Genomic DNA, 18,847 nt, shown 5'->3' on the forward strand with positions numbered 1-18,847 from the left:
GTCTGCAACTATTGTGGACGCACGTTAAGCGCTCCTGCAATCTCTGGGAAGGTAACCCCTCCATGCCTCTCGCGCTTCTGGCCCTCGCGATCGGGGCCTTCGGGATCGGAACGACGGAATTCGTGATCATGGGCTTGCTGCCCGAGGTCGCGTCCGACTACGGGGTCTCCATCCCTCTCGCCGGCTACCTGGTGACCGGCTACGCGCTCGGCGTCATGTTCGGCGCGCCGCTGATGACCGTGCTCGGGACCAAGATCTCCCGCAAGCGGATGCTGATGCTGCTGATGGGCCTCTTCATCCTGGGGAATCTGCTCTCGGCCTTCGCCCCCGCCTTCTCCGTCATGCTGATCGGCCGGATCGTCGCCTCGCTGGCCCACGGCGCCTTCTTCGGCATCGGGTCGGTCGTCGCGGCGGACCTCGTCGCCCCGGACAAGAAGGCCGGTGCCATCGCCATGATGTTCACCGGTCTGACCGTCGCCAACGTCGTCGGTGTCCCGCTGGGCACACTCGTCGGGCAGTCCGTCGGCTGGCGGGTGACCTTCGGCATCGTCGCCGCCCTCGGCGTCGTCGGCCTGGCGGGCATCGCCCGGCTCGTCCCCGACATGCCCAAGGCGGAGGGGGTGCACCTGCGGCACGAGCTGGCCGCGTTCAAGAACGTGCAGGTTCTCCTGGCGATGGCCATGACCGTTCTGGGCTTCGGCGGTGTCTTCGCGGCCATCACGTACATCGCGCCGATGATGACCCACGTCGCGGGCTTCGCCGACGGCTCCGTCACCTGGCTGCTGGTCCTCTTCGGCCTCGGCATGGTCGGCGGCAACCTGGTAGGCGGCAGGTTCGCCGACCGCGCCCTGATGCCCATGCTGTACGTCTCCCTGGGTGCCCTGGCAGTCGTCCTGGCGCTGTTCACCCTCACCGCCCACGACAAGCTGCTCTCGGCGATCACCATCACGTTGATCGGTGCTCTGGGCTTCGCCACCGTGCCGCCGCTGCAAAAGCGCGTTCTCGACCAGGCGCACGGCGCCCCGACCCTGGCCTCCGCGGTGAACATCGGCGCCTTCAACCTCGGCAACGCGCTCTCCGCCTGGCTCGGTGGCCTGGTGATCGCGGCGGGCCTCGGCTACACCGCCCCCAACTGGGTCGGTGCCGCCCTCGCCGCCGGCGCCCTGGTCCTGGCCTTCCTCTCGGCTGCCCTGGAGCGTCGCGCCGGTGGCCCCGGCACCGTCATCACGGGAGCCGCCCGAGCCGAGCGGCGTGCTGCAGTCCACCACTGAGCAACCGAAGCGCCCCCGACCTGCCCCCGACGGCCCCACGATCCGGAACGACCGTCAGTCCTTCAGGAGAACCCCTTCATGAGCACCACCACCGCAGTCGCCCCGCTGACCACCCAGGACGCCGACGTCCTCGTGGCCGCTGCCCACCGTGCCGCCGAGGCCGCAGGCGTCACCGTCAGCGTCACTGTTCTGGACGCGGGGGGACAGCTGCTCGCCTTCCGGCGTGACGACCGAGCCGTGCTGATCTCCGGCGAGACCAGCACCCGCAAGGCCTACACGGCCCTCCAGTTGAACGCGCCGACCGCCGACCTGGTGGACGCGGTGCAGCCCGGAGGCCTCTTCCACACGCTGCCGACAGCGCTCGACCGGCCGCTGCTGTTCATCGCCGGAGGCGTACCGGTGCACCGCGACGGCCGGCTGATCGGCGCGATAGGCGTCGGCGGTGGCGCACCGGAGCAGGATCACGGCTTCGCCAGGGCCGCCGTGGAGGTTCTCGCCTGACCCGGTCCCCGCAGCGCGACGACGCCGGTTCCCTGTTCCCGGGCAGCCGGCGTCGTCGTATCGAGACGGCCGGTTCCCTGTGCGGGGAGCCGGCGTCGTCGTATCGAGGCTTGTCAGCCCGCCGCGACCGTCACCGGCGCGAACCGCCGGCTCCAGTCGCCGGGCAACTCCGCGATCCCGTAGGTCATCACCGAGTTGAAGGCGATGCGTTGCAGGCCGCGCTCCTTCACCCACGCGAGGAGCTCCTCGTGCCGCACGTCGATGTCCGTGCGCAGGGGACGGTCGGTGCGGGCGGCGAGGGAGGAGATGAGAGCCCGGGCCACCGACGTGTCGCGCGCGATGAGCGGCCCGACGACGTGGGTGTCCATGTTGGGCCAGGCAGCCGCGTACCCGATGATCTGTCCGCTCTCCTCGGCCACGCGCAGCTGGTCGGCGAAGGCCGGCAGCCGGGTGACGATGTGGGTGCGGTCGCTCCCGAACACCTGCTCGTCGAGACGGAGGATCGCGGGGAGGTCCTCGGCGGTCGCGGCGCGGGTGGCCACCTCAGGCTCCGGTCCACCGGGAGTGAAGTGCCCGCGGACCATCTCGGCCCGTCCCGTGACCTTGAAGCCGAGTTCCTCGTAGAGAGGGCGGCCGTTCGGCGTCGCGTGCAGGGTGAGGGGCGTGGTGCCCATCGCTGAGACGACGTGACGCATCAGACGGCGTCCCACGCCCTGCCGGGCATGCCGTGCGGCGACCAGGACCATGCCGATCGCGGCGAGGGCGGGGTCCTGCGGTCCGTACTCGGTGACGACACAGGCGCTCACCAGGCCACCCTCGGGGTCGTCCATGCCGTAGCCCTTCCCGGCCGTGAGGAGGAAGCCCCATTTGTGCTCCTCCCGCGGCCACCCCTGGTCCTCGGACAAGTCGGCGCAGGCGGCCTGGTCGTGGAGCGTCAGACGACGGATGGGCAATGAGGCAAGGGAAGGAGTCGGCACGCAGGTCAGGCTGTCCGACCAGGACCCCTGACGTCCACCTGTTTCAGCGCAGACGTGCGAGCTTTTGGCCAGTTGTCGCCGCCCGCTCAGCGCGGGGACCGATGCCGGATGTTTCACGTGAAACAGGTAAGAACGCCAGGCGCCCGGCCGGGACGCTGAACGGGGCTTTCCGGCCTCATGGTTGACCGACCCGGCTGTTCGCGTCGTGCCCGTATTCGTGGCGAGAGGAGGGGGGACTTGTGTGCACGGCAGTGGCCGGTAGGGTCGAGTCCGGTTCGCATCCGGGACGGGACACCCTGTCCCGTTTGGGGTAGTGCAGGGCAATGCAGCCTAACGGGACGGAGAGATCGAAGACCCGCGTTTCCGGGTATACGTCGGAAGCGGTCAGGCGGGTGGGAAGCTCGATGAGAGTCACTGCGGCCAATGTCACACTCTCGCCTTACTTGTCCGTACGGAGCCGGAATACGGGTTGAATGTGGCCGCATTGGCCGCGACAAGGATGGGAACGAGACCGTCCACGGGGGAAGCAGGCACCTTCCGACTTCGGAAGTGCGCAGACCGACCGAAAGATGCTCGAGGCGAGGCACACCATGGACGCTCCGACCACCACGTCGGCCGACAACGGCACTTCTGGCGGCGGGGGCGACTGGTTCACGCCCCGCAAGAACCCGACGCCGGCACCGGACACCGACGCCGGGGTACCGGACAGCACGCCGGAAGCGCGCCGACCGGCCACGGTACGCCCGGTAGGCAGGCCCGGGTCCCTCCCGGAGGAACCGGCAGACGCCCACTCCGGACCCCCCGGCTCGCCGTCCGGCAGCCCGCGCACCGACGGGCCCGACCAAGGGCGCGAACATCCGGACGCGATACCCACGCCCACCCCTCCGGCCGTACAGCACGCTCCGTCCCCCGCCGCGGCGTCCGGCCCCACCACCGTCTCGTCGCCAGGTCCCGCCCCCACGGCGCTCACCCCGACGCCCTTCGCCTCCGCCGTTGCCCCGCCCCGCACTGTCCCCGAACAGCGGGTTCCCGTCCAAGAGCACGTATCGGTGCCACCGTCGAGCCAGGCTGCCACCGCACCGGCCGAAGAGGGCTCCCCTGACGCCCTTCTCATCCGCCGCACGATGGCCGAGGTCGCGCCGGTCGCCGACAAGGTCACCTCGTACTTCTACGCCCTGCTGTTCGTCCGCCATCCCGACCTGCGGTCACTTTTCCCCGCCGCGATGGACACCCAGCGGGACCGCCTCCTCAGAGCGCTGCTCACGGCCGCCGAGCACATCGACAACAAGGACGTCCTCGTCGACTACCTGCAAAAACTCGGCCGCGGCCACCGCAAGTACGGGACGCGCCCCGAGCACTACCCGGCCGTCGGCGAGTGCCTCATCGGCGCGCTGAGCAAGTACGCCGCCGGGGTGTGGAACCCGGAGACGGAAGCGGCCTGGATCCGGGCCTACACCACGATCTCCCAGGTCATGATCGACGCGGCGGCCGCGGACGAACTACGTGCCCCGGCCTGGTGGTACGCCGAGATCGTCACGCACGACCTGAGAACGCCGGATGTCGCGGTGGTCACCGTCCGGCCCGACCAGCCGTACCCGTTCCTCGCCGGGCAGTACACGAGCGTCGAGACGCCTTGGTGGCCGCGGATCTGGCGGCACTACTCCTTCGCGTCGGCGCCCCGGTCCGACGGTCTGCTGTCGTTCCACGTCAAAGCCGTACCGGCCGGCTGGGTCTCCAACGCCCTGGTGCACCGCGCCCGCCCTGGCGACATCATCCGGCTCGGCCCGCCCGCGGGTTCCATGACCGTCGACCACACCACCGACAACGGCCTGCTCTGCCTGGGCGGCGGCACGGGCATAGCGCCCATCAAGGCCCTGGTCGAGGATGTCGCCGAGCACGGGGACCGCCGCTCGGTCGAGGTCTTCTACGGTGCCCGCACCGATCACGACCTGTACGACATCGACACCATGCTCCGCCTCCAGCAGACCCACCCCTGGCTCTCGGTCCGCGCGATCATCGACCAGCAGGCGCACCTGCAGCTGCCGGACGCCATACGCACCTATGGGCCGTGGGACCAGTTCGACGCCTACCTCTCGGGCCCGCCCGGGATGATCCGCAGCGGTGTGGACGCCCTGCGGGACATCGGTATCCCCTCGGACCGCATACGGCACGACTCCGTAGAGGAACTCGTCGCGGCCGGAAGCTGACAGGCGTCTCAGCCCAGGTCGGGAGCGTGCATGGCGAGCACGCCCTCGATATTGCCGTCCAGGTAGTGGCGCAGCGACAGCGGCACGAGGTGGACGGAAGCGATCCCGACCCGGGTGAAGGGCACGCGCACGATCTCGTACTCGCCGACCGGCTCGTCCACCTCGGGGCCGTGGCGCAGAGAGGGGTCCATGGACTCCAGACGGCAGACGAAGAAGTGCTGCACCTTCACCCCGGTCGCGCCGCCGTCCGCTCCGATGTGTTCCATGGTGTCCACGAAGCAGGGCACCACATCGGTGATCTTCGCGCCGAGCTCTTCGTACACCTCGCGGTGCAGGGCATCGACGACGGTGGAGTCACTGGGCTCGACTCCGCCACCGGGGGTGAGCCAGTAGGGATCCACGCCCGGCTTGGTGCGCTTGATCAGGATCAGGTCGGCTCCGTCCAGCAGAACGGCGCGGGCGGTGCGCTTGACCACGGGTCGGACGGTCATGTGTGAAATGTGGCCCGGCTGGTTCCACGTGAAACATCGCGAAAAGTCACCGGTCGAGCTCCCAGAGTGAGGCACCGCCCCGAGCGCCCACAGCTCACGCCAGTGCACCCCGGTGAACGTCTGCGAGCACCTCAGCACCAGTCGGCCGAGGACCTCAGCAACCAGTCGTGAGCGCGCGCGATATGGGGCATCGCGAGCGTCCCGGTCCGCACGACCAGGAAGTACGTCCGCAGCGGCGGCACATCCGGCTCGTGCAGCGCGACGACATCGCCCCGTTCCAGCGCCGCGGCGCACAGATAGCGGGGCAGCACCGCCAGGCCGGCGCCGGCGACCGTGCAGGCCAGGACCGCACGAAGGTCGGGGACGATCACGGTGCCCGGGGCGGCCGGGTGCGAGTCGAAGACGGAGGCCCAGTAGCGGGAGACGAACGGCAGCGACTCGTGCACCTCCACCACCGGCAGCTTCTCGAGCGCCGGTTCCGGCCTGCGGTCGAGCTGCCCGGTCCCGATCTGCTCGGACCAGCGCGGGGCGGCGACCAGAACGTGCTCCTCGTCGCAGAGCGCAGTCGCCGTGAGCAGGGCGCCGCGGGGCTGGGCCGTGCTGATGGCCAGATCATGGTGCCCGGCGGAAAGCCCTTCCAGCGTTTCCTCGGCGGTCCCGAAGGAAACGCGCAAGGCGAAGCCCTGGCCGTCCTCGCCGGTCAGCTCCGTGAGGGCAGGCAGGGCTCGTTCCGCGGTGAACTCCAAAGGACCCGCGAGGTGCAGTGTCCGTAAGGAGGAGTCGTCGTCGAGGCCGGTCTCGGTGATCTCCACCAGGGCGTCGAGATGGGGTGCGGCCTTGTGGGCGAGCTCGTCGCCGATGCTCGTCGGGGTCACGCCACGGGCCTGCCGCAGGAACAGAGGGCGGCCCAGCTGCCGTTCCAGCGTCCGTATCTGCGAGGTGACAGCGGGCTGGGAGAGGCCGAGCAGGGCGGCGGCGCGGGTGAAGGAGCCGGCCCGGTGCACGGTCACGAAGGTCCGAAGCAAGGCCAGATCCACCGCGCACTCCCCTCTTCGGCTCCTGCTCCCTGCCCCGGCCGTGCCCAACTATAAATAAGTCGATAGGTCTCTGTCGCTACTGTGATTGGACACTGACAGAGAGTCAACTAGCCTTGGTCGCGCGGTTCTTGCGCGCGGAACCGGAGGACGGTCCGAGCCACGAGGGGGGAGGCTCGGACCGTCCGTGACGCTGGTCAGGCGGCCGACTCGTCCAGCGCGCCCATCACATCCGCCACCAGGTCCTCGGGATCCTCGGCGCCCACCGACAGCCGGATGAAGCCCTCAGGCACAGCGTCTCCGCCCCAGCGGCCACGCCGTTCGGCCGTGGACCGCACCCCGCCGAAGCTCGTCGCGTCGTCCACGAGACGCAGCGCGTCGAGGAACCGGTCGGCACGCGCGCGGGTGGGCAGCGTGAACGACACGACACAGCCGAAGCGCCGCATCTGCCGCGCGGCGATCGCGTGGGAGGGGTCGTCGGGCAGTCCGGGATAGCGCAGCCCCTCCACCTCGGGCCGCTCGCGCAGCGCCTTCGCGACCGCCAGGGCCGTCGCGCTCTGCCGGTCGACCCGCATCTGGAGCGTCGCGATCGAACGGTGCGCGAGCCAGGCCTCCATGGGCCCGGGAATCGCGCCGACGATCTTGCGCCAGCGGCGTACGGAAGCCATGGCCTCGGCGTCCCGGCCGACCACGTAGCCGAGGAGGACATCGCCGTGGCCGGTGAGCTGCTTGGTGCCGCTGGCCACCGAGAAATCGGCACCGAGTTCCAGCGGACGCTGGCCGAGCGGTGTCGCGAGGGTGTTGTCGACGGCGACCAGGGCACCACGCGCGTGTGCCGCTTCGGAGAGCCGCCTGATGTCACACACGTCGAGCCCGGGATTGGAAGGAGTCTCGATCCACAGCAGCCGCGCACCGTCGAGGACGTCGAGCTGGGCGTCCCCGCCGGTGGGCGCCGTGCGCACCTCGATGCCGTACGCCTCCAGCTGAGCGCGGACCAGCGGCAGTGCCTGGTAGCCGTCATCGGGCAGGACACACACGTCGCCGGTGCGCAGCTGGGAGAAGAGCACCGCCGAGATCGCCGCCATGCCCGAGGCGAAGACGAGCGTCCGGGCGTCGTCCCGGCCGGGCGCCTCCAGTTCGCCGACGGCGCGTTCCAGCAGCGTCCACGTCGGGTTCTCGTCGCGGCCGTACGTGTAGGGACCCGTCGGCTCGCCGGGGAGATGGAAGTGGGCCGCGAACACCGGGCCGGGCAGGGTGGGCTCGTGCTTCACCGGCTCGGGAAGCCCGGCCCGCACCGCACGCGTGCCGTCACCGGCGCCCGCGGCGCCCGTCACCTCGCCCCCGGCACCCGACGCGCCGGCCCCGCCGTTTCCGGCACCCGACGCGCCGGCCGCCCCGCCGTGTCCGGCACCCGTCGCGGAATCACTCATGCCGCCCGTCCCTCCACGTCCTCGCGCACTGCGGCGAGCAGACCGGTGCTCGCCGCTTCCACCATCTCAAGGCATTCCTCGAAGCCGTCCATGCCCCCGTAGTAGGGGTCCGGTACGTCGAGGTCGTCGCCGGCGTCAGGGTCGTAGGAGCGGAGCAGCCGTACCTTCTCCGCGTCCTGCTCGGTGGGCGCGAGGCGGCGCAGGGCCCCGAGATGGCCGGAGTCGAGGGCGATCACGAGGTCGAGGCGGGAGAACCACGACGACCGGAACTGCCGGGCCGTGTGGCCGCCCGGGTATCCGTTGTCCTCCAGGACGGCCATGGTGCGCGGGTCGGCGCCGTCGCCCTCGTGCCAGCCGCCCGTACCGGCGCTGTCGACCTCCACCAGCTCGTCGAGACCGGCCTCGGCCACCCGCGCGCGGAACACGATCTCGGCCATCGGCGAGCGGCAGATGTTGCCCGTGCAGACGAAGCAGACCCGGTACGTCATGTCCGCTCAGTCCCCGTCGGGCAGGATGACGTGCAGCGCCCAGGAGACGACCGAGATGATCAGGCCACCCACGACAGCCGTCCAGAAGCCGTCCACGTGGAAGCTCAGGTCGAGCTTGTCCGCCAGCCACGAGGTGAGCAACAGCATCAGCGCGTTGACGACCAGCGTGAACAGACCGAGGGTCAATATCAGCAGCGGCAGGCTGAGGAGCTTGACCACCGGCTTGACCAGGAAGTTCACCAGGCCGAAGAGCAGCGCCACGATGATCAGGGTGGCGATCTCCTTGCCCGTGCTGTCACCGGTCAGGGTGATCTTGTCGAGCAGCCATACGGCGACCGCCAGGGCGCCCGCGTTCGCGATCGTCTTGACTAGGAAATTCTTCATGTGTCTGATCGTGGCAGACCTGATCGGACACGGGCACAAGAGGCAGGGGCGGACAAGGCGATGAAAGCATTCCGGCTGGATGAACTGGAGGCGGAGCGCGCCGCCAACGAGGGCGCCTACCTGCAGTTTCTGCGGGAGCAGAACATGTCGGTCGGCTTGTACGCCCTCGACGCGGGCGATCAGGATCCACAGAAGCCGCACAATCAGGACGAGGTCTACTTCATTGTGAGCGGCCGGGCCGCGATCACCGTCGGCCTGGAGACGACCCAGGTGGCGCGCGGCAGTGTGATCTACGTGCCGGCGGGCGTCGCCCACAAGTTCCACCACATCACCGAGGACCTGAGGGTGCTGGTGGTCTTCTCTCCGCCCGAGAGCTGACGCGGCGTCTCAGGGTTCCCTAGGGGGTCGGTCAGGGGAGGACAAGGGATGCGAGGCACCCGTTCGACCCCCTCCCGGACCTAGCATCGAGTGCAGGACATCAGAGATCCGACAGGACCGACAGGACCCGGCACCCGAACGGGCGGAGAGGTAAGGACGAGGGCGATGCGAGAGATCTTCACGGGACTGCCGTGGTGGGTGAAGTGGATCGCGGTGCCGGTCATCGCCCTGGTCGTGTTCGGCGGGCTGATCGCCAGCGTGGTCGGGTTCGTCATCGGACTGCTCTTCAAGGTGCTGGTCTTCGTGGCCCTGGTCGGCGGACTGATCTACGTCGTACGCAAGTTCACGTCGAGCTCCTCGTCGCGCAGCGACTGGTGAGACCGGTGGGAAACCGGTGGGGGTAGCGGGAAACGCCTGGAATCACCGGTTCCCTCGGGCGGGGGAAGTTTCCCGGCGGGGCGGTCTGCACGCGGTGGCAGGCGAATAGAGTCCGGAAATCGACGCGGGGACTTCCCCGCGAGCGGCATTCACCCCCACCCGTGTTCCCCGCACGGGTCTGTCCCTCGCGCTTCGGGAGAGCCCCTTGGTCCCGGCTGACACCGCACCCGTCCACCTCCGCACCGTCCCCGCGCAACCCCGCTCGGCGGTGCCCGCCGGGCCGCAGCCTCCGGCTGCCGCACCGTCTCCGCCGACCCTGATCGGCTCCGTGCAGCGCGCGATGCGTCTGCTCGAGACCGTCGCCGCGCACGAGTACGGCGCCCCGGCCAAGCAACTGGCCCGTGAGACCGGGCTGGCGCTGCCCACGACGTACCACCTGCTGCGTACGCTCGTGCACGAGGGCTATCTGCGCCGGGACAAGGGCCTGTTCTTCCTCGGTGAGGCGGCCGAGCGGCTGAGCAGCAGCGGGGCGCGGCAGAAACGTCGCAGCACGATCGTCGACGCCCTCGCTCGCTGGCGGGACGCCCTGGGCGTGCCCGTGTACTACGCGGTCTACCGCGAGGGCGAGATCGAGGTCATGTGCGTCTCCGACACCCCCGTCAACCCCGCGGTCGAGGAATGGGCCGACTTCCGGGAAACCGGGCACGCGCACGCCATCGGGCAGTGCCTGCTGTCCCAACTGGACGAGGAGACCCGCCGTGACCACCTCGACCGCTACCCCGTGCAGCCCCTCACGCCCTACACGGTGCGCGACAACCACAGCCTGCTCAGGCGACTGGAGCGGATCCGGCGGATGGAGCCGGTGACCGAGCGCCAGGAGTACGCCCTCGGCGCCGTCTGTGCCGCGATCCCCCTCACCCTCGGCACCACGGCAGCGACGATGGCCATCTCACTCCCCGCACACCAGGCCGACCGGCTGCTGCCCGCGGCCCGGCAGTTGCAGGCCGGGATGGGGCAGTTGCTCGGCTCACTCGCGCTCTCTATCAGTATGTGAAAACTCACTCCTTGTGATCTGCTGTGTACGTTCAGCAAGATTCCACCAAGTGTCAGAGGTTCGTTCCCGGCCAGTAACGGCGATTGACGGGGTTATCGATGCGCGAGTCCGTACAAGCAGAGGTCATGATGAGCTTTCTCGTGTCCGAGGAGCTCTCCTTCCGCATTCCGGTGGAGCTGCGCTATGAGTCCAGTGATCCCTATGCCGTCCGGCTGACGTTCCACTTGCCCGGTGACGCCCCGGTGACGTGGGCTTTCGGACGGGAGTTGCTGATCGACGGGGTCGGCCGGCCGTGCGGGGAGGGCGATGTGCGCGTCACGCCTGTCGAACCCGACGCCTTGGGCGAGGTGTTGATCCGGCTTCAGGTGGGCAGTGACCAGGCGTTGTTCCGTTCGTCCACGGCACCGCTCGTCGCTTTCCTCGACCGTACGGACAAGCTGGTGCCGCTGGGCCAGGAGGGCTCGCTCGCCGACTTCGACGCCCACCTCGACGAGGCCTTGGACCGCATCCTCGCCGAGCAGAGTGCGGGCTGAGACATGGCCCGGCGGCACGGTGGAGTAACGCTTCACCGGACGCCGCCGAGCTGCGCAGGAACGCTTCTTCCTGCGATCGTCCTACGATCTTTCCTCCGGCCCGGCGCGACGCTCCGGGCTCTCACCGCGTCAGCGCTTGCGGCGCCTGCCCCTCCCCCCGCGGACCGGGACCGCGGAGGCCTCCGGGGCGGGTTCCGAGCCGGGGCGGTCGGCCGAGACCACCAGCGCCGCCAGGGCGGTGGTGACCGGCACCGAGGCGACCAGGCCGATCGAACCGACCAGCGTACGCACGATCTCCTCCGCGACCAGCTCGCTGTTGGCGACGGTTCCCACGCTGCTCTGCGCGATGGAGAACAGCAGCAGCAGGGGCAGCGCGGCACCCGCGTAGGCGAGGACGAGCGTGTTGACGACCGAGGCGATGTGGTCGCGGCCGATCCTGATGCCCGCGCGGTAGAGGCCCCGCCAGCCCATCGCCGGGTTGGCCTCGTGCAGTTCCCAGACCGCCGAGGTCTGCGTGACCGTCACGTCGTCGAGTACGCCGAGCGAGCCGATGATGACACCGGCCAGCAGCAGACCGCTCATGTCGATCGTCGGGTAGAGGCCGTGGATCAGGCCGGTGTTGTCGTCCGTGTTCCCGGTCAGGGCGGCCCAGTCGATGAAGACCGAGCCGAGGACGCCGATCAGCAGCAGTGAGATGAGGGTGCCGAGCACCGCCACGGACGTCCGGGCGGACAGGCCGTGACACAGGTACAGGGCGATGAGCATGATGGCGCTCGCTCCGACCACCGCCACGACCAGCGGGTTGGAGCCCTGCAGGATCGCGGGCAGGATGAAGAAGTTCAGCACCATGAAACTGATGGCCAGGGCGACCAGCGCCATGACACCCCGCATCCGCCCCACGACCACCACGGCCACGGCGAAGATGCCCGCGAGCAGCGCCATGGGCAGACGGCGGTTGATGTCGGTGACCGAGTACTGCAGGTCCTTCGGCGCCGACGGCTCGTAGGCGACCACGACCTCCTGGCCCTCGTGCAGCTGGCGTGACTGATCGGGCTGGACGATCTCGGTGAACGTACGGCCCTTGTCGTCGCCGCTGTCGACCCGGATCGTCGCCCGCTTGCAGGTGCCCTTCTCCTCCTGCACCGCGGAGGAGCCCTCCGCCGTGGAGGTGTCACCGGTGGGCGGTACGCCCGAAGCACCGGCCGCCTTGCAGCTCACCTCGACCACCTTGGTGACGGTGGCGTCCTGCGTCTGCCGGTCGAAACCGACGCCGGTGCGCTGGTGTTCCGGAGCGCCGCCCGGCCACAGCACGGCGAGACCGACCAGCACGGCAGCGGCGAACGGGATCAGGATCGCCGCGATGACCTTGCGCAGATGCAGCGAGACAGGCGTGGCCGGACCGTGGCTGTGTGAATGCCCGTGCCCGCCACCCGAGCCGGAGCCGTGGCCGTGACCGTCACCACCGCCGTGACCGTGGCTGTGCCCGTCGTCGCCCTGACCGTGGTCGTGCCCGTAGCCACCGCCCTGTCCATGACTCTGTCCGCTGCCGTGACCGGGGCCGTCTCCACCGCCTCCGCCGTGACCGCCTCCGCCGTGACCGCCTCCGCCGTGACCGCCTCCGCCGTGACCGCCACCTCCAGCGGGTCCTGATCCGTACCCACCATCGGTGCCCTGTCCGGGGCCCGGCCCGTACCCACCGCGGCCCCCAGGCCCGAACCCCGTGTCCTGCCCAGGCCCGAACCCCGCGTCCTGTCCGTACCCGAGCTCAGGGCCCTGCCCCCGGGCCGACCCTTGCCCCATGGCCCCTCCCCGCCCGGCCCCGGCGGCGAAATCACGGCCGTCACCACGGCCGTTGCCGGTTCCGGCGCCGGAACCGCGGCGCGGCTCGGGCGGTGGGAAGGAGGGGCGCTGAGTCGTGGTCACCGCCCGATCATCGCAAGAACGAGGGGGGCCCTCTGTTCACCGCGCCAGAATTGCCGCTAGCGTGGGGGCACCTTTTGTACACGCGGGAGCTCGGAGCACCGGGCTGAGAGGGCGCTGACCTCCGTCGCGGCGATGTTTCACATGAAACATCGCCGGAGTCGAGTGATGTTTCACACGAAGCATCGCCGGACGGAAATCGCTGCGTCGACCGCCGAACCTGTTACCGGGTAATGCCGGCGTAGGGAGTAGGTCTCATGACCCACAAGGACGCACGCACGCCTGCCTCCGTTCAGGACGAGACGTCCGAGGAGGCCGGGAAGTCCATCGGTTGGCACAAGGCGTACATCGAGGGCACCCGCCCCGATCTGCGCGTGCCGGTCCGTCAGGTGCACCTCACCAACGGCCAGGCGGTCACGCTGTACGACACGTCGGGCCCCTACACCGATCCACTCGTCGACACCGACGTCCGTAGGGGTTTGTCGCCGCTGCGCGAGAACTGGATCATCGGCCGCGGCGACACCGAGGAGTACGCGGGCCGCCCCGTCCGCCCCGAGGACGACGGCATCAAGCACACCTCGCCCCGTGGCGGTCTCCGCAACCTGGACGCGGTCTTCCCCGGCCGGCCCCGCCAGCCGCGCCGCGGCAGGGGCGGAGAGGCGGTCACCCAACTCGCGTACGCCCGCCGCGGTGAGATCACACCCGAGATGGAGTACGTGGCCATCCGGGAGAACGTCTCGCCCGAGGTGGTCCGCGACGAGATCGCCGCAGGTCGGGCTGTGCTGCCGGCCAACGTCAACCACCCGGAGATCGAGCCGATGATCATCGGCAAGCGATTCCTGGTGAAGGTCAACGCCAACATCGGCAACTCGGCGGTGACCTCCTCCATCGAGGAGGAGGTCGAGAAGATGACCTGGGCGACCCGTTGGGGCGCCGACACGGTCATGGACCTGTCCACCGGCCGCAACATCCACACCACGCGTGAGTGGGTGCTGCGCAACTCCCCCGTGCCCATCGGCACCGTGCCGCTCTACCAGGCCCTGGAAAAGGTCGACGGCCGTGCCGAGGAGCTGACCTGGGAGATCTACAAGGACACGGTCATCGAACAGGCCGAGCAGGGCGTGGACTACATGACGGTCCACGCGGGTGTGCGGCTGCCGTACGTGCCGCTCACGGCGAACCGCAAAACCGGCATCGTCTCCCGGGGCGGCTCGATCATGGCTGCGTGGTGCCTCGCGCACCACAAGGAGTCGTTCCTGTACGAGAACTTCGAGGAACTCTGCGAGATCCTCGCCGCATACGACGTCACCTACTCGCTCGGGGACGGCCTCAGGCCCGGATCGATCGCGGACGCCAACGACGAGGCACAGTTCGCGGAGTTGCGCACGCTCGGGGAACTCAACCGGATCGCGAAGCGTTTCAACGTTCAGACCATGATCGAGGGCCCGGGCCACGTCCCGATGCACAAGATCAAGGAGAACATCGACCTTCAGCAGGAGATCTGCGATGAAGCTCCGTTCTATACGCTCGGCCCGCTGACCACGGACGTCGCTCCGGCGTACGACCACATCACCTCCGGCATCGGCGCCGCGATGATCGCCTGGTGGGGCACGGCGATGCTGTGCTACGTCACGCCCAAGGAGCACTTGGGCCTGCCGAACCGTGACGACGTCAAGACCGGCGTGATCACGTACAAGATCGCCGCCCACGCAGCGGACCTCGCCAAGGGCCACCCGGGTGCGCAGGAGTGGGACGACGCCCTGTCGGACGCTCGTTTCGAGTTCCGGTGGGAGGACCAGTTCAACCTGGCCCTCGACCCGGACACGGCACGGGAGTTCCACGACGAGACCCTGCCCGCCGAGCCGGCCAAGACGGCCCACTTCTGCTCGATGTGCGGTCCCAAGTTCTGCAGCATGAAGATCTCGCAGGACATCCGCCGGGAACACGGCGGCACACGGGCCGAGGTCGAGGAGGGCATGGCCCTGAAGTCGAAGGAGTTCGCGGCGAGCGGGAACCGCGTGTACCTGCCCATCGCGGACTGACCGCCGCGCACAGGCCCGGAACCGACGCGCCACGCACAGGCCCGGGGCCGACGGGCCCCGGCCTGTGGGAGGTGCCGTGTCAGGAGCTGCCCGTGGTCTCTGAGCCCGTGGAAGGCGCGGCGCCGGCCACGGGCTCCGACGGGTTACTCCGGCTGGTGCTCCGGTCCTCCGAAGTCCGGGCTCGTGTAGTCCGGGCTGCTGAAGCTGGGGCGTGAGCCGCGGTCGCCGTCGTCCGGGCTCGTGAACCCCGGGCGGTCGTAGCCGAGGTGCGGCATGCGGCTGACCGGAGTGGACGAGGACGTGTGGTGCAGCGCGGCGGCCGCGCCGGGGTCGGCGAGTGCCTCCCGCAGGAAAGGCAGGATGCCGCGTTCCAGCAGTGCCTCGTGCCAGGCGTCCTTGGCCTGGGCCACCTCGCCCTGCAGTTCGCCGTACGGCCCGCCCTCGGCCGTGGGCTTGTTGCGCAGAGCGGTGAGCAGCAGCCCCACCGCGGCGACGAGGATCGCGACCGCGGTCACGGCACCGAACACCCAGCCCGTGGTGAGCATGGTCCGGGCGAACCCCTGCTCGGGGTCGAGCATCCGCAGGATGTAGCCGACGAGCAGGAAGATCGCCGCTGCGGTACCGGCCAGCACGGGTGCGAGGACGGCGACGACGGCGACGGCGCCCGCGCCGGTGGTCTCGGCGACCCCTCCGACGGTGGCGGCGAGCCCCGACGCGCCCGATCCCGGCTCGGAGGAGTTGGAGCCGCGCACGGCCGGTGAGGCGGCCGAGGCCGGCTGACGCAGTTCGTCGCGAACCTTGACGTAGTGCTGGTACTCGGTCGAGGCGGCCGCGGTGATCAGCGCGGTGGCGCTCAGCGCCATGGTGCGCAGCTGTTCGGGGTTGAGCCGCTGTCCGACAGCGGCCAGTTCCGGACGGTGTGGTGCGGAGCGCAGCGCCTCATCGAGGATCCGCTCGTATTCCTGGCGGTCCTCGCTCAGCAGGTGCTGCGGAACGCTGTTCATGTGCATCCCCCGATGCTCCGTAGGGCTTGGGGCTCGGCATGCTGACGAGCCGTCGGGCAGAAACGGAGGGGAGCCTGCTACGGATAAGCCGATGGTAGAGCGGTGACGGTACGCGGTGACAGGGGGTTTACCGAAATTGACCCCTCACCGGCCCGGTCCTCCGACCGGGTACGCCTGCCCGGTGAACGTTCACGTATCCAGCGGCAGTTGCTGGACCAGCAGCTTTCCGGCCATGGTCACGCCGCCGTCCATCGCGATGGCGAGCCCGTCGGCGTAGACGTGCGGTCCCTCGATCACGGGGTCGCCGTTGTCCTCGTCGTCCTCGGAGCCGACCTCGCCCAGCAGATAGGGGATCGGGCTGTGCCCGTGAACGATGCGGCTGCCCCCGTACGTATCGAGCAGGGAGCGTACGGCGTCCGCACCGCCCTCGTCGCGGAAGGAGAACCGCTTGGTGAACTTGCGGAACAGGTCCCAGACCTCGTCCGCGTCGTTGCGGGTGATCGTCTCGCGGACGGTGTCGTTGACCTCTTCGATGGAGCGGCCGTAGTCGAGATAGGCGGTGGTGTCGGAGTGGACGAGCAGGTGGCCGTCGACCTCTTCGATGGCGTCCAGGCGGGACATCCACTGCAGGTGGTGGTCCTGGAGGCGGTCCATGTCGGTCTTCTGGCCGCCGTTGAGCAGCCAGGCCGCCTGGAAGGTGGCGGTGCCCGCGCCGGAGTTGACGGGGGTGTCGCCGAACCGCTTCGCACCCAGCAGGAGCAGCTCGTGGTTGCCCATGAGGGCCTTGCAGTAGCCACCGGCCGCTGCGGCCTCGGCGGACAGCCGCATCACCAGGTCGATGACGCCGATGCCGTCCGGGCCGCGGTCGGTGAAGTCGCCGAGGAACCACAGCCGGGCGGTGCCCGCGCACCAGTTTCCGGCGGCGTCGAGCAGGCCCTTGTCCTGGAGGGCCGACACCAGCTGGTCGAGGTAGCCGTGCACGTCACCCACGACGTACAGCGGGCCCTGCCCGGTGGTGGACTGCGGGGCGGCGGTCTCGGGATCCACGGTCACCTGGACAGTGTCACCCCGGTTGACGACGGGGAGGTCGCGCTGCGTCGGCGTGTACCCCTCGGGATAGGTCTCCTCCGGCGGCGGGGCGACCTCGCCGGGGTGGACGCTGTGAACGTACGGACCGGCCTCGTGGACGTACGCGGGCACCCGGAAGTCGCGCAACGTCGCCGTCCGCTCCACCTCGGGTCCCTGACCGGCCCCCTGAGTCATCGACCCCTCCACCATCGCGCCGCGTTGCACCGCATCGGACTGCCTGGTCGTAGCGGCCCGCGGGTGTCGTGGGCCCATCATAGGAATGCGGATCGCGCCATGTGATGACCCAGGGGTGGTGAATCAGAGCAAGAGTCCAGTTCACCGCGGCTTTCGCCCCGATTGGGCCGGGCTTTGACCACCGTGTGACCGCCCGCGCTCTTCTTCTCTTCGCGAGAACGATCCCTTCTCTCCGGGGGACCGGCCCTGTTTCTCCCCAGGAGTGCGATCTTCCCCTTGCCCGGTGCGGGTCTAGGCGCCCTCGGGTGACCGCGGAGGGCTGACCGTCGTGCGCGGCGGGCGTCGCTGGGACGAGGTGCGCACGATCAGCTCCGTCGGTATCACCTGCTCCACCGGGTGGTCGGATGCCACTCCCTCGATGGCGTCGATGAGGAGCTGCACCACCGCCGTGCCGATGCGGCGGGGTTTCAGGGAGAGGGTGGTGATGGGCGGCTCGGTGTTGGCGTACACCGTGGACTCGCTGCAGCAGACCAGCAGCAGGTCGTCGGGGACGCGCAGGCCGTAGCGGCGGGCGGCGGCGAGCAGGTCGGTGCCGTTCGGGTCGAACAGGCCGTAGACCGCGTCGGGCCGGTCGGGCCGGGCGAGGAGCCGGTCGGCGGCGACGGCGCCCGCGCACGGATCGTGCGCGGGATAGGCCTCGTACACGGGGTCCTGTCCGACCCGCTCGCACCAGCGCAGGTAGGCGGTGGTCGACAGGTGGGTGTAGGTGTCCGTCGTCGTGCCGGTCAGGAGGCCGATGCGGCGGGCGCCGGCGTCGGCCAGGTGGTCGAGGATGCCGAGGACGGCGGCCTCGTGGTCGTTGTCGACCCAGGCCGTGACCGGCAGCGCACCGGCCGGGCGGCCGTCGGAGACGACCGGCAGTCCCTGTCGGACCAGCTCGCTGACGACCGGGTCCTGGTCGGACGGATCGATGACGACCGTGCCGTCCAGGGCGACGTTGGACCACACGTCGTGGCGGGAGGTCGCGGGCAGGATGACGAGCGCGTAGCCACGGGCGAGCGCGGCGGAGGTGGCTGCCCTCGCCATCTCGGCGAAGTACGCGAACTCCGTGAAGGTGAAAGGTTCATCCCCGTATGTGGTGACGGTCAGGCCGATGAGGCCCGACTTGCCGGTACGGAGGGTCCGGGCGGCGGCCGAGGGCCGGTAGCCCAGGCGGTCGGCGACTTCCCGGACATGGCGCCGGGTGGCGTCCGGGAGCCGGCCCTTGCCGTTGAGGGCGTCGGAGACGGTCGTGATGGAGACTCCGGCGGCGGCGGCCACGTCTCTGATGCCGGCCCGGCCCGGCCGACTGCCTCGCCGTGAGGTTTCCGCGCGGCTCACCTGGTGCTTCCCTGCTGCTGTCATGGCGAGCCGATAGTAGGGCTCATGCGGCGGGGTAGTGCGGACGCATATGCACGCGTTGACAGGCACGTTTCTGCATGATCATTTAGCC

At 69.7% G+C, this 18,847-nt stretch carries 18 protein-coding genes and 1 riboswitch; of the genes, 8 read left to right on the top strand and 10 right to left on the bottom strand.

The annotated features are described in order from the left end of the window. Positions 1–62: 62 nt before the first annotated feature. Together ACFCXS_RS26185 and ACFCXS_RS26190 are read left to right on the top strand one after the other, a co-directional pair. On the top strand, positions 63–1,271 hold the full coding sequence (locus ACFCXS_RS26185) for an MFS transporter (RefSeq protein WP_376645762.1): 1,209 nt from the start codon (positions 63–65) through the stop codon (positions 1,269–1,271). Between the two features lie 78 nt (positions 1,272–1,349). Beyond that, entirely contained in the window at positions 1,350–1,772 is a 423-nt protein-coding gene (locus tag ACFCXS_RS26190; protein WP_376645763.1) for a heme-binding protein, read from the top strand. Between the two features lie 113 nt (positions 1,773–1,885). On the opposite strand, the gene ACFCXS_RS26195 is transcribed toward ACFCXS_RS26190, so the two are convergent. After that, positions 1,886–2,749 carry a GNAT family N-acetyltransferase gene (locus ACFCXS_RS26195; RefSeq protein WP_376645764.1) on the bottom strand — a complete coding sequence of 288 codons (864 nt, stop codon included), beginning with the start codon at positions 2,747–2,749 and terminating at the stop codon, positions 1,886–1,888. 569 nt (positions 2,750–3,318) lie between these two features. Here ACFCXS_RS26195 and ACFCXS_RS26200 point away from each other — a divergent pair. Then, the gene (locus ACFCXS_RS26200) at positions 3,319–4,956 is read left to right on the top strand and encodes a globin domain-containing protein (protein WP_376645765.1); all 1,638 of its coding nucleotides are present in this window, start codon (positions 3,319–3,321) and stop codon (positions 4,954–4,956) included. Positions 4,957–4,964: 8 nt separating this feature from the next. Here the strand turns inward: ACFCXS_RS26200 and ACFCXS_RS26205 are convergent, their stop codons facing one another. The 5 genes from ACFCXS_RS26205 to ACFCXS_RS26225 all read right to left on the bottom strand — a co-directional run bounded on the left by ACFCXS_RS26205 (position 4,965) and on the right by ACFCXS_RS26225 (position 8,783). Then, on the bottom strand, positions 4,965–5,447 hold the full coding sequence (locus ACFCXS_RS26205) for an NUDIX domain-containing protein (RefSeq protein WP_376645766.1): 483 nt from the start codon (positions 5,445–5,447) through the stop codon (positions 4,965–4,967). 131 nt (positions 5,448–5,578) lie between these two features. Then, positions 5,579–6,484, bottom strand: a complete 906-nt coding sequence (locus ACFCXS_RS26210; RefSeq protein WP_376645767.1) for a LysR family transcriptional regulator — start codon at positions 6,482–6,484, stop codon at positions 5,579–5,581. A gap of 194 nt (positions 6,485–6,678) precedes the next feature. Next, positions 6,679–7,911 carry a cystathionine gamma-lyase gene (locus ACFCXS_RS26215; RefSeq protein ID WP_376645768.1) on the bottom strand — a complete coding sequence of 411 codons (1,233 nt, stop codon included), beginning with the start codon at positions 7,909–7,911 and terminating at the stop codon, positions 6,679–6,681. Beyond that, positions 7,908–8,399: a low molecular weight protein-tyrosine-phosphatase gene (locus tag ACFCXS_RS26220; protein WP_376645769.1), complete on the bottom strand. Its 492-nt coding sequence runs from the start codon at positions 8,397–8,399 to the stop codon at positions 7,908–7,910. Before ACFCXS_RS26220 ends, ACFCXS_RS26215 begins: the two co-directional genes overlap by 4 nt. A 6-nt stretch (positions 8,400–8,405) precedes the next feature. Continuing rightward, positions 8,406–8,783 carry a phage holin family protein gene (locus tag ACFCXS_RS26225; protein ID WP_376645770.1) on the bottom strand — a complete coding sequence of 126 codons (378 nt, stop codon included), beginning with the start codon at positions 8,781–8,783 and terminating at the stop codon, positions 8,406–8,408. A 60-nt stretch (positions 8,784–8,843) separates the two neighbouring features. On the opposite strand from ACFCXS_RS26225, the gene ACFCXS_RS26230 reads away from it, so the two are divergent. The 4 genes from ACFCXS_RS26230 to ACFCXS_RS26245 all read left to right on the top strand — a co-directional run bounded on the left by ACFCXS_RS26230 (position 8,844) and on the right by ACFCXS_RS26245 (position 11,126). After that, the gene (locus ACFCXS_RS26230; protein ID WP_344460577.1) at positions 8,844–9,161 is read left to right on the top strand and encodes a cupin domain-containing protein; all 318 of its coding nucleotides are present in this window, start codon (positions 8,844–8,846) and stop codon (positions 9,159–9,161) included. Positions 9,162–9,326: 165 nt separating this feature from the next. Then, the gene (locus ACFCXS_RS26235; RefSeq protein ID WP_020271174.1) at positions 9,327–9,539 is read left to right on the top strand and encodes a DUF5326 family protein; all 213 of its coding nucleotides are present in this window, start codon (positions 9,327–9,329) and stop codon (positions 9,537–9,539) included. 316 nt (positions 9,540–9,855) lie between these two features. Next, positions 9,856–10,593 (top strand): IclR family transcriptional regulator, encoded by a 738-nt coding sequence (locus ACFCXS_RS26240; protein ID WP_376645865.1) that lies wholly within the window; start codon positions 9,856–9,858, stop codon positions 10,591–10,593. A gap of 98 nt (positions 10,594–10,691) precedes the next feature. Further along, a complete protein-coding gene (locus ACFCXS_RS26245; protein WP_104779090.1) occupies positions 10,692–11,126 on the top strand; it encodes an SsgA family sporulation/cell division regulator in 435 nt (144 codons plus the stop codon). Positions 11,127–11,255: 129 nt separating this feature from the next. Here the strand turns inward: ACFCXS_RS26245 and ACFCXS_RS26250 are convergent, their stop codons facing one another. Further along, positions 11,256–13,049, bottom strand: coding sequence for a YibE/F family protein (locus ACFCXS_RS26250; protein ID WP_376645771.1), 1,794 nt, complete (start codon positions 13,047–13,049; stop codon positions 11,256–11,258). 72 nt (positions 13,050–13,121) lie between these two features. Then, positions 13,122–13,311: riboswitch (TPP riboswitch) on the top strand. On the opposite strand from ACFCXS_RS26250, the gene thiC reads away from it, so the two are divergent. Continuing rightward, entirely contained in the window at positions 13,304–15,088 is a 1,785-nt protein-coding gene (gene thiC, locus ACFCXS_RS26255; protein ID WP_376645772.1) for a phosphomethylpyrimidine synthase ThiC, read from the top strand. Its footprint overlaps the riboswitch before it by 8 nt. A 143-nt stretch (positions 15,089–15,231) precedes the next feature. On the opposite strand, the gene ACFCXS_RS26260 is transcribed toward thiC, so the two are convergent. The 3 genes from ACFCXS_RS26260 to ACFCXS_RS26270 all read right to left on the bottom strand — a co-directional run bounded on the left by ACFCXS_RS26260 (position 15,232) and on the right by ACFCXS_RS26270 (position 18,759). Then, complete coding sequence (locus tag ACFCXS_RS26260) at positions 15,232–16,098, bottom strand: hypothetical protein (RefSeq protein WP_376645773.1); 867 nt, start codon at positions 16,096–16,098, stop codon at positions 15,232–15,234. 183 nt (positions 16,099–16,281) lie between these two features. Next, on the bottom strand, positions 16,282–17,370 hold the full coding sequence (locus ACFCXS_RS26265; protein WP_376645866.1) for a metallophosphoesterase: 1,089 nt from the start codon (positions 17,368–17,370) through the stop codon (positions 16,282–16,284). Positions 17,371–17,646: 276 nt separating this feature from the next. Continuing rightward, complete coding sequence (locus ACFCXS_RS26270; RefSeq protein ID WP_376645774.1) at positions 17,647–18,759, bottom strand: LacI family DNA-binding transcriptional regulator; 1,113 nt, start codon at positions 18,757–18,759, stop codon at positions 17,647–17,649. Positions 18,760–18,847: the final 88 nt, after the last annotated feature.

Source organism: Streptomyces sp. NPDC056373 (genome assembly GCF_042262425.1).
Classification (GTDB): Bacteria; Actinomycetota; Actinomycetes; order Streptomycetales; family Streptomycetaceae; genus Streptomyces.

Bases quoted from the DNA above. Each gene is read 5' to 3' on its own strand.
- ACFCXS_RS26270 (WP_376645774.1), bottom strand. From the start codon at position 18,759: ATGACAGCAGCAGGGAAGCACCAGGTGAGCCGCGCGGAAACCTCACGG.
- ACFCXS_RS26190 (WP_376645763.1), top strand. From the start codon at position 1,350: ATGAGCACCACCACCGCAGTCGCCCCGCTGACCACCCAGGACGCCGAC.
- ACFCXS_RS26260 (WP_376645773.1), bottom strand. From the start codon at position 16,098: ATGCACATGAACAGCGTTCCGCAGCACCTGCTGAGCGAGGACCGCCAG.
- ACFCXS_RS26245 (WP_104779090.1), top strand. From the start codon at position 10,692: ATGCGCGAGTCCGTACAAGCAGAGGTCATGATGAGCTTTCTCGTGTCC.
- ACFCXS_RS26200 (WP_376645765.1), top strand. From the start codon at position 3,319: ATGCTCGAGGCGAGGCACACCATGGACGCTCCGACCACCACGTCGGCC.
- ACFCXS_RS26185 (WP_376645762.1), top strand. From the start codon at position 63: ATGCCTCTCGCGCTTCTGGCCCTCGCGATCGGGGCCTTCGGGATCGGA.
- ACFCXS_RS26230 (WP_344460577.1), top strand. From the start codon at position 8,844: ATGAAAGCATTCCGGCTGGATGAACTGGAGGCGGAGCGCGCCGCCAAC.
- ACFCXS_RS26225 (WP_376645770.1), bottom strand. From the start codon at position 8,783: ATGAAGAATTTCCTAGTCAAGACGATCGCGAACGCGGGCGCCCTGGCG.
- ACFCXS_RS26205 (WP_376645766.1), bottom strand. From the start codon at position 5,447: ATGACCGTCCGACCCGTGGTCAAGCGCACCGCCCGCGCCGTTCTGCTG.
- ACFCXS_RS26265 (WP_376645866.1), bottom strand. From the start codon at position 17,370: ATGGTGGAGGGGTCGATGACTCAGGGGGCCGGTCAGGGACCCGAGGTG.
- ACFCXS_RS26220 (WP_376645769.1), bottom strand. From the start codon at position 8,399: ATGACGTACCGGGTCTGCTTCGTCTGCACGGGCAACATCTGCCGCTCG.
- ACFCXS_RS26235 (WP_020271174.1), top strand. From the start codon at position 9,327: ATGCGAGAGATCTTCACGGGACTGCCGTGGTGGGTGAAGTGGATCGCG.
- thiC (WP_376645772.1), top strand. From the start codon at position 13,304: ATGACCCACAAGGACGCACGCACGCCTGCCTCCGTTCAGGACGAGACG.
- ACFCXS_RS26215 (WP_376645768.1), bottom strand. From the start codon at position 7,911: ATGAGTGATTCCGCGACGGGTGCCGGACACGGCGGGGCGGCCGGCGCG.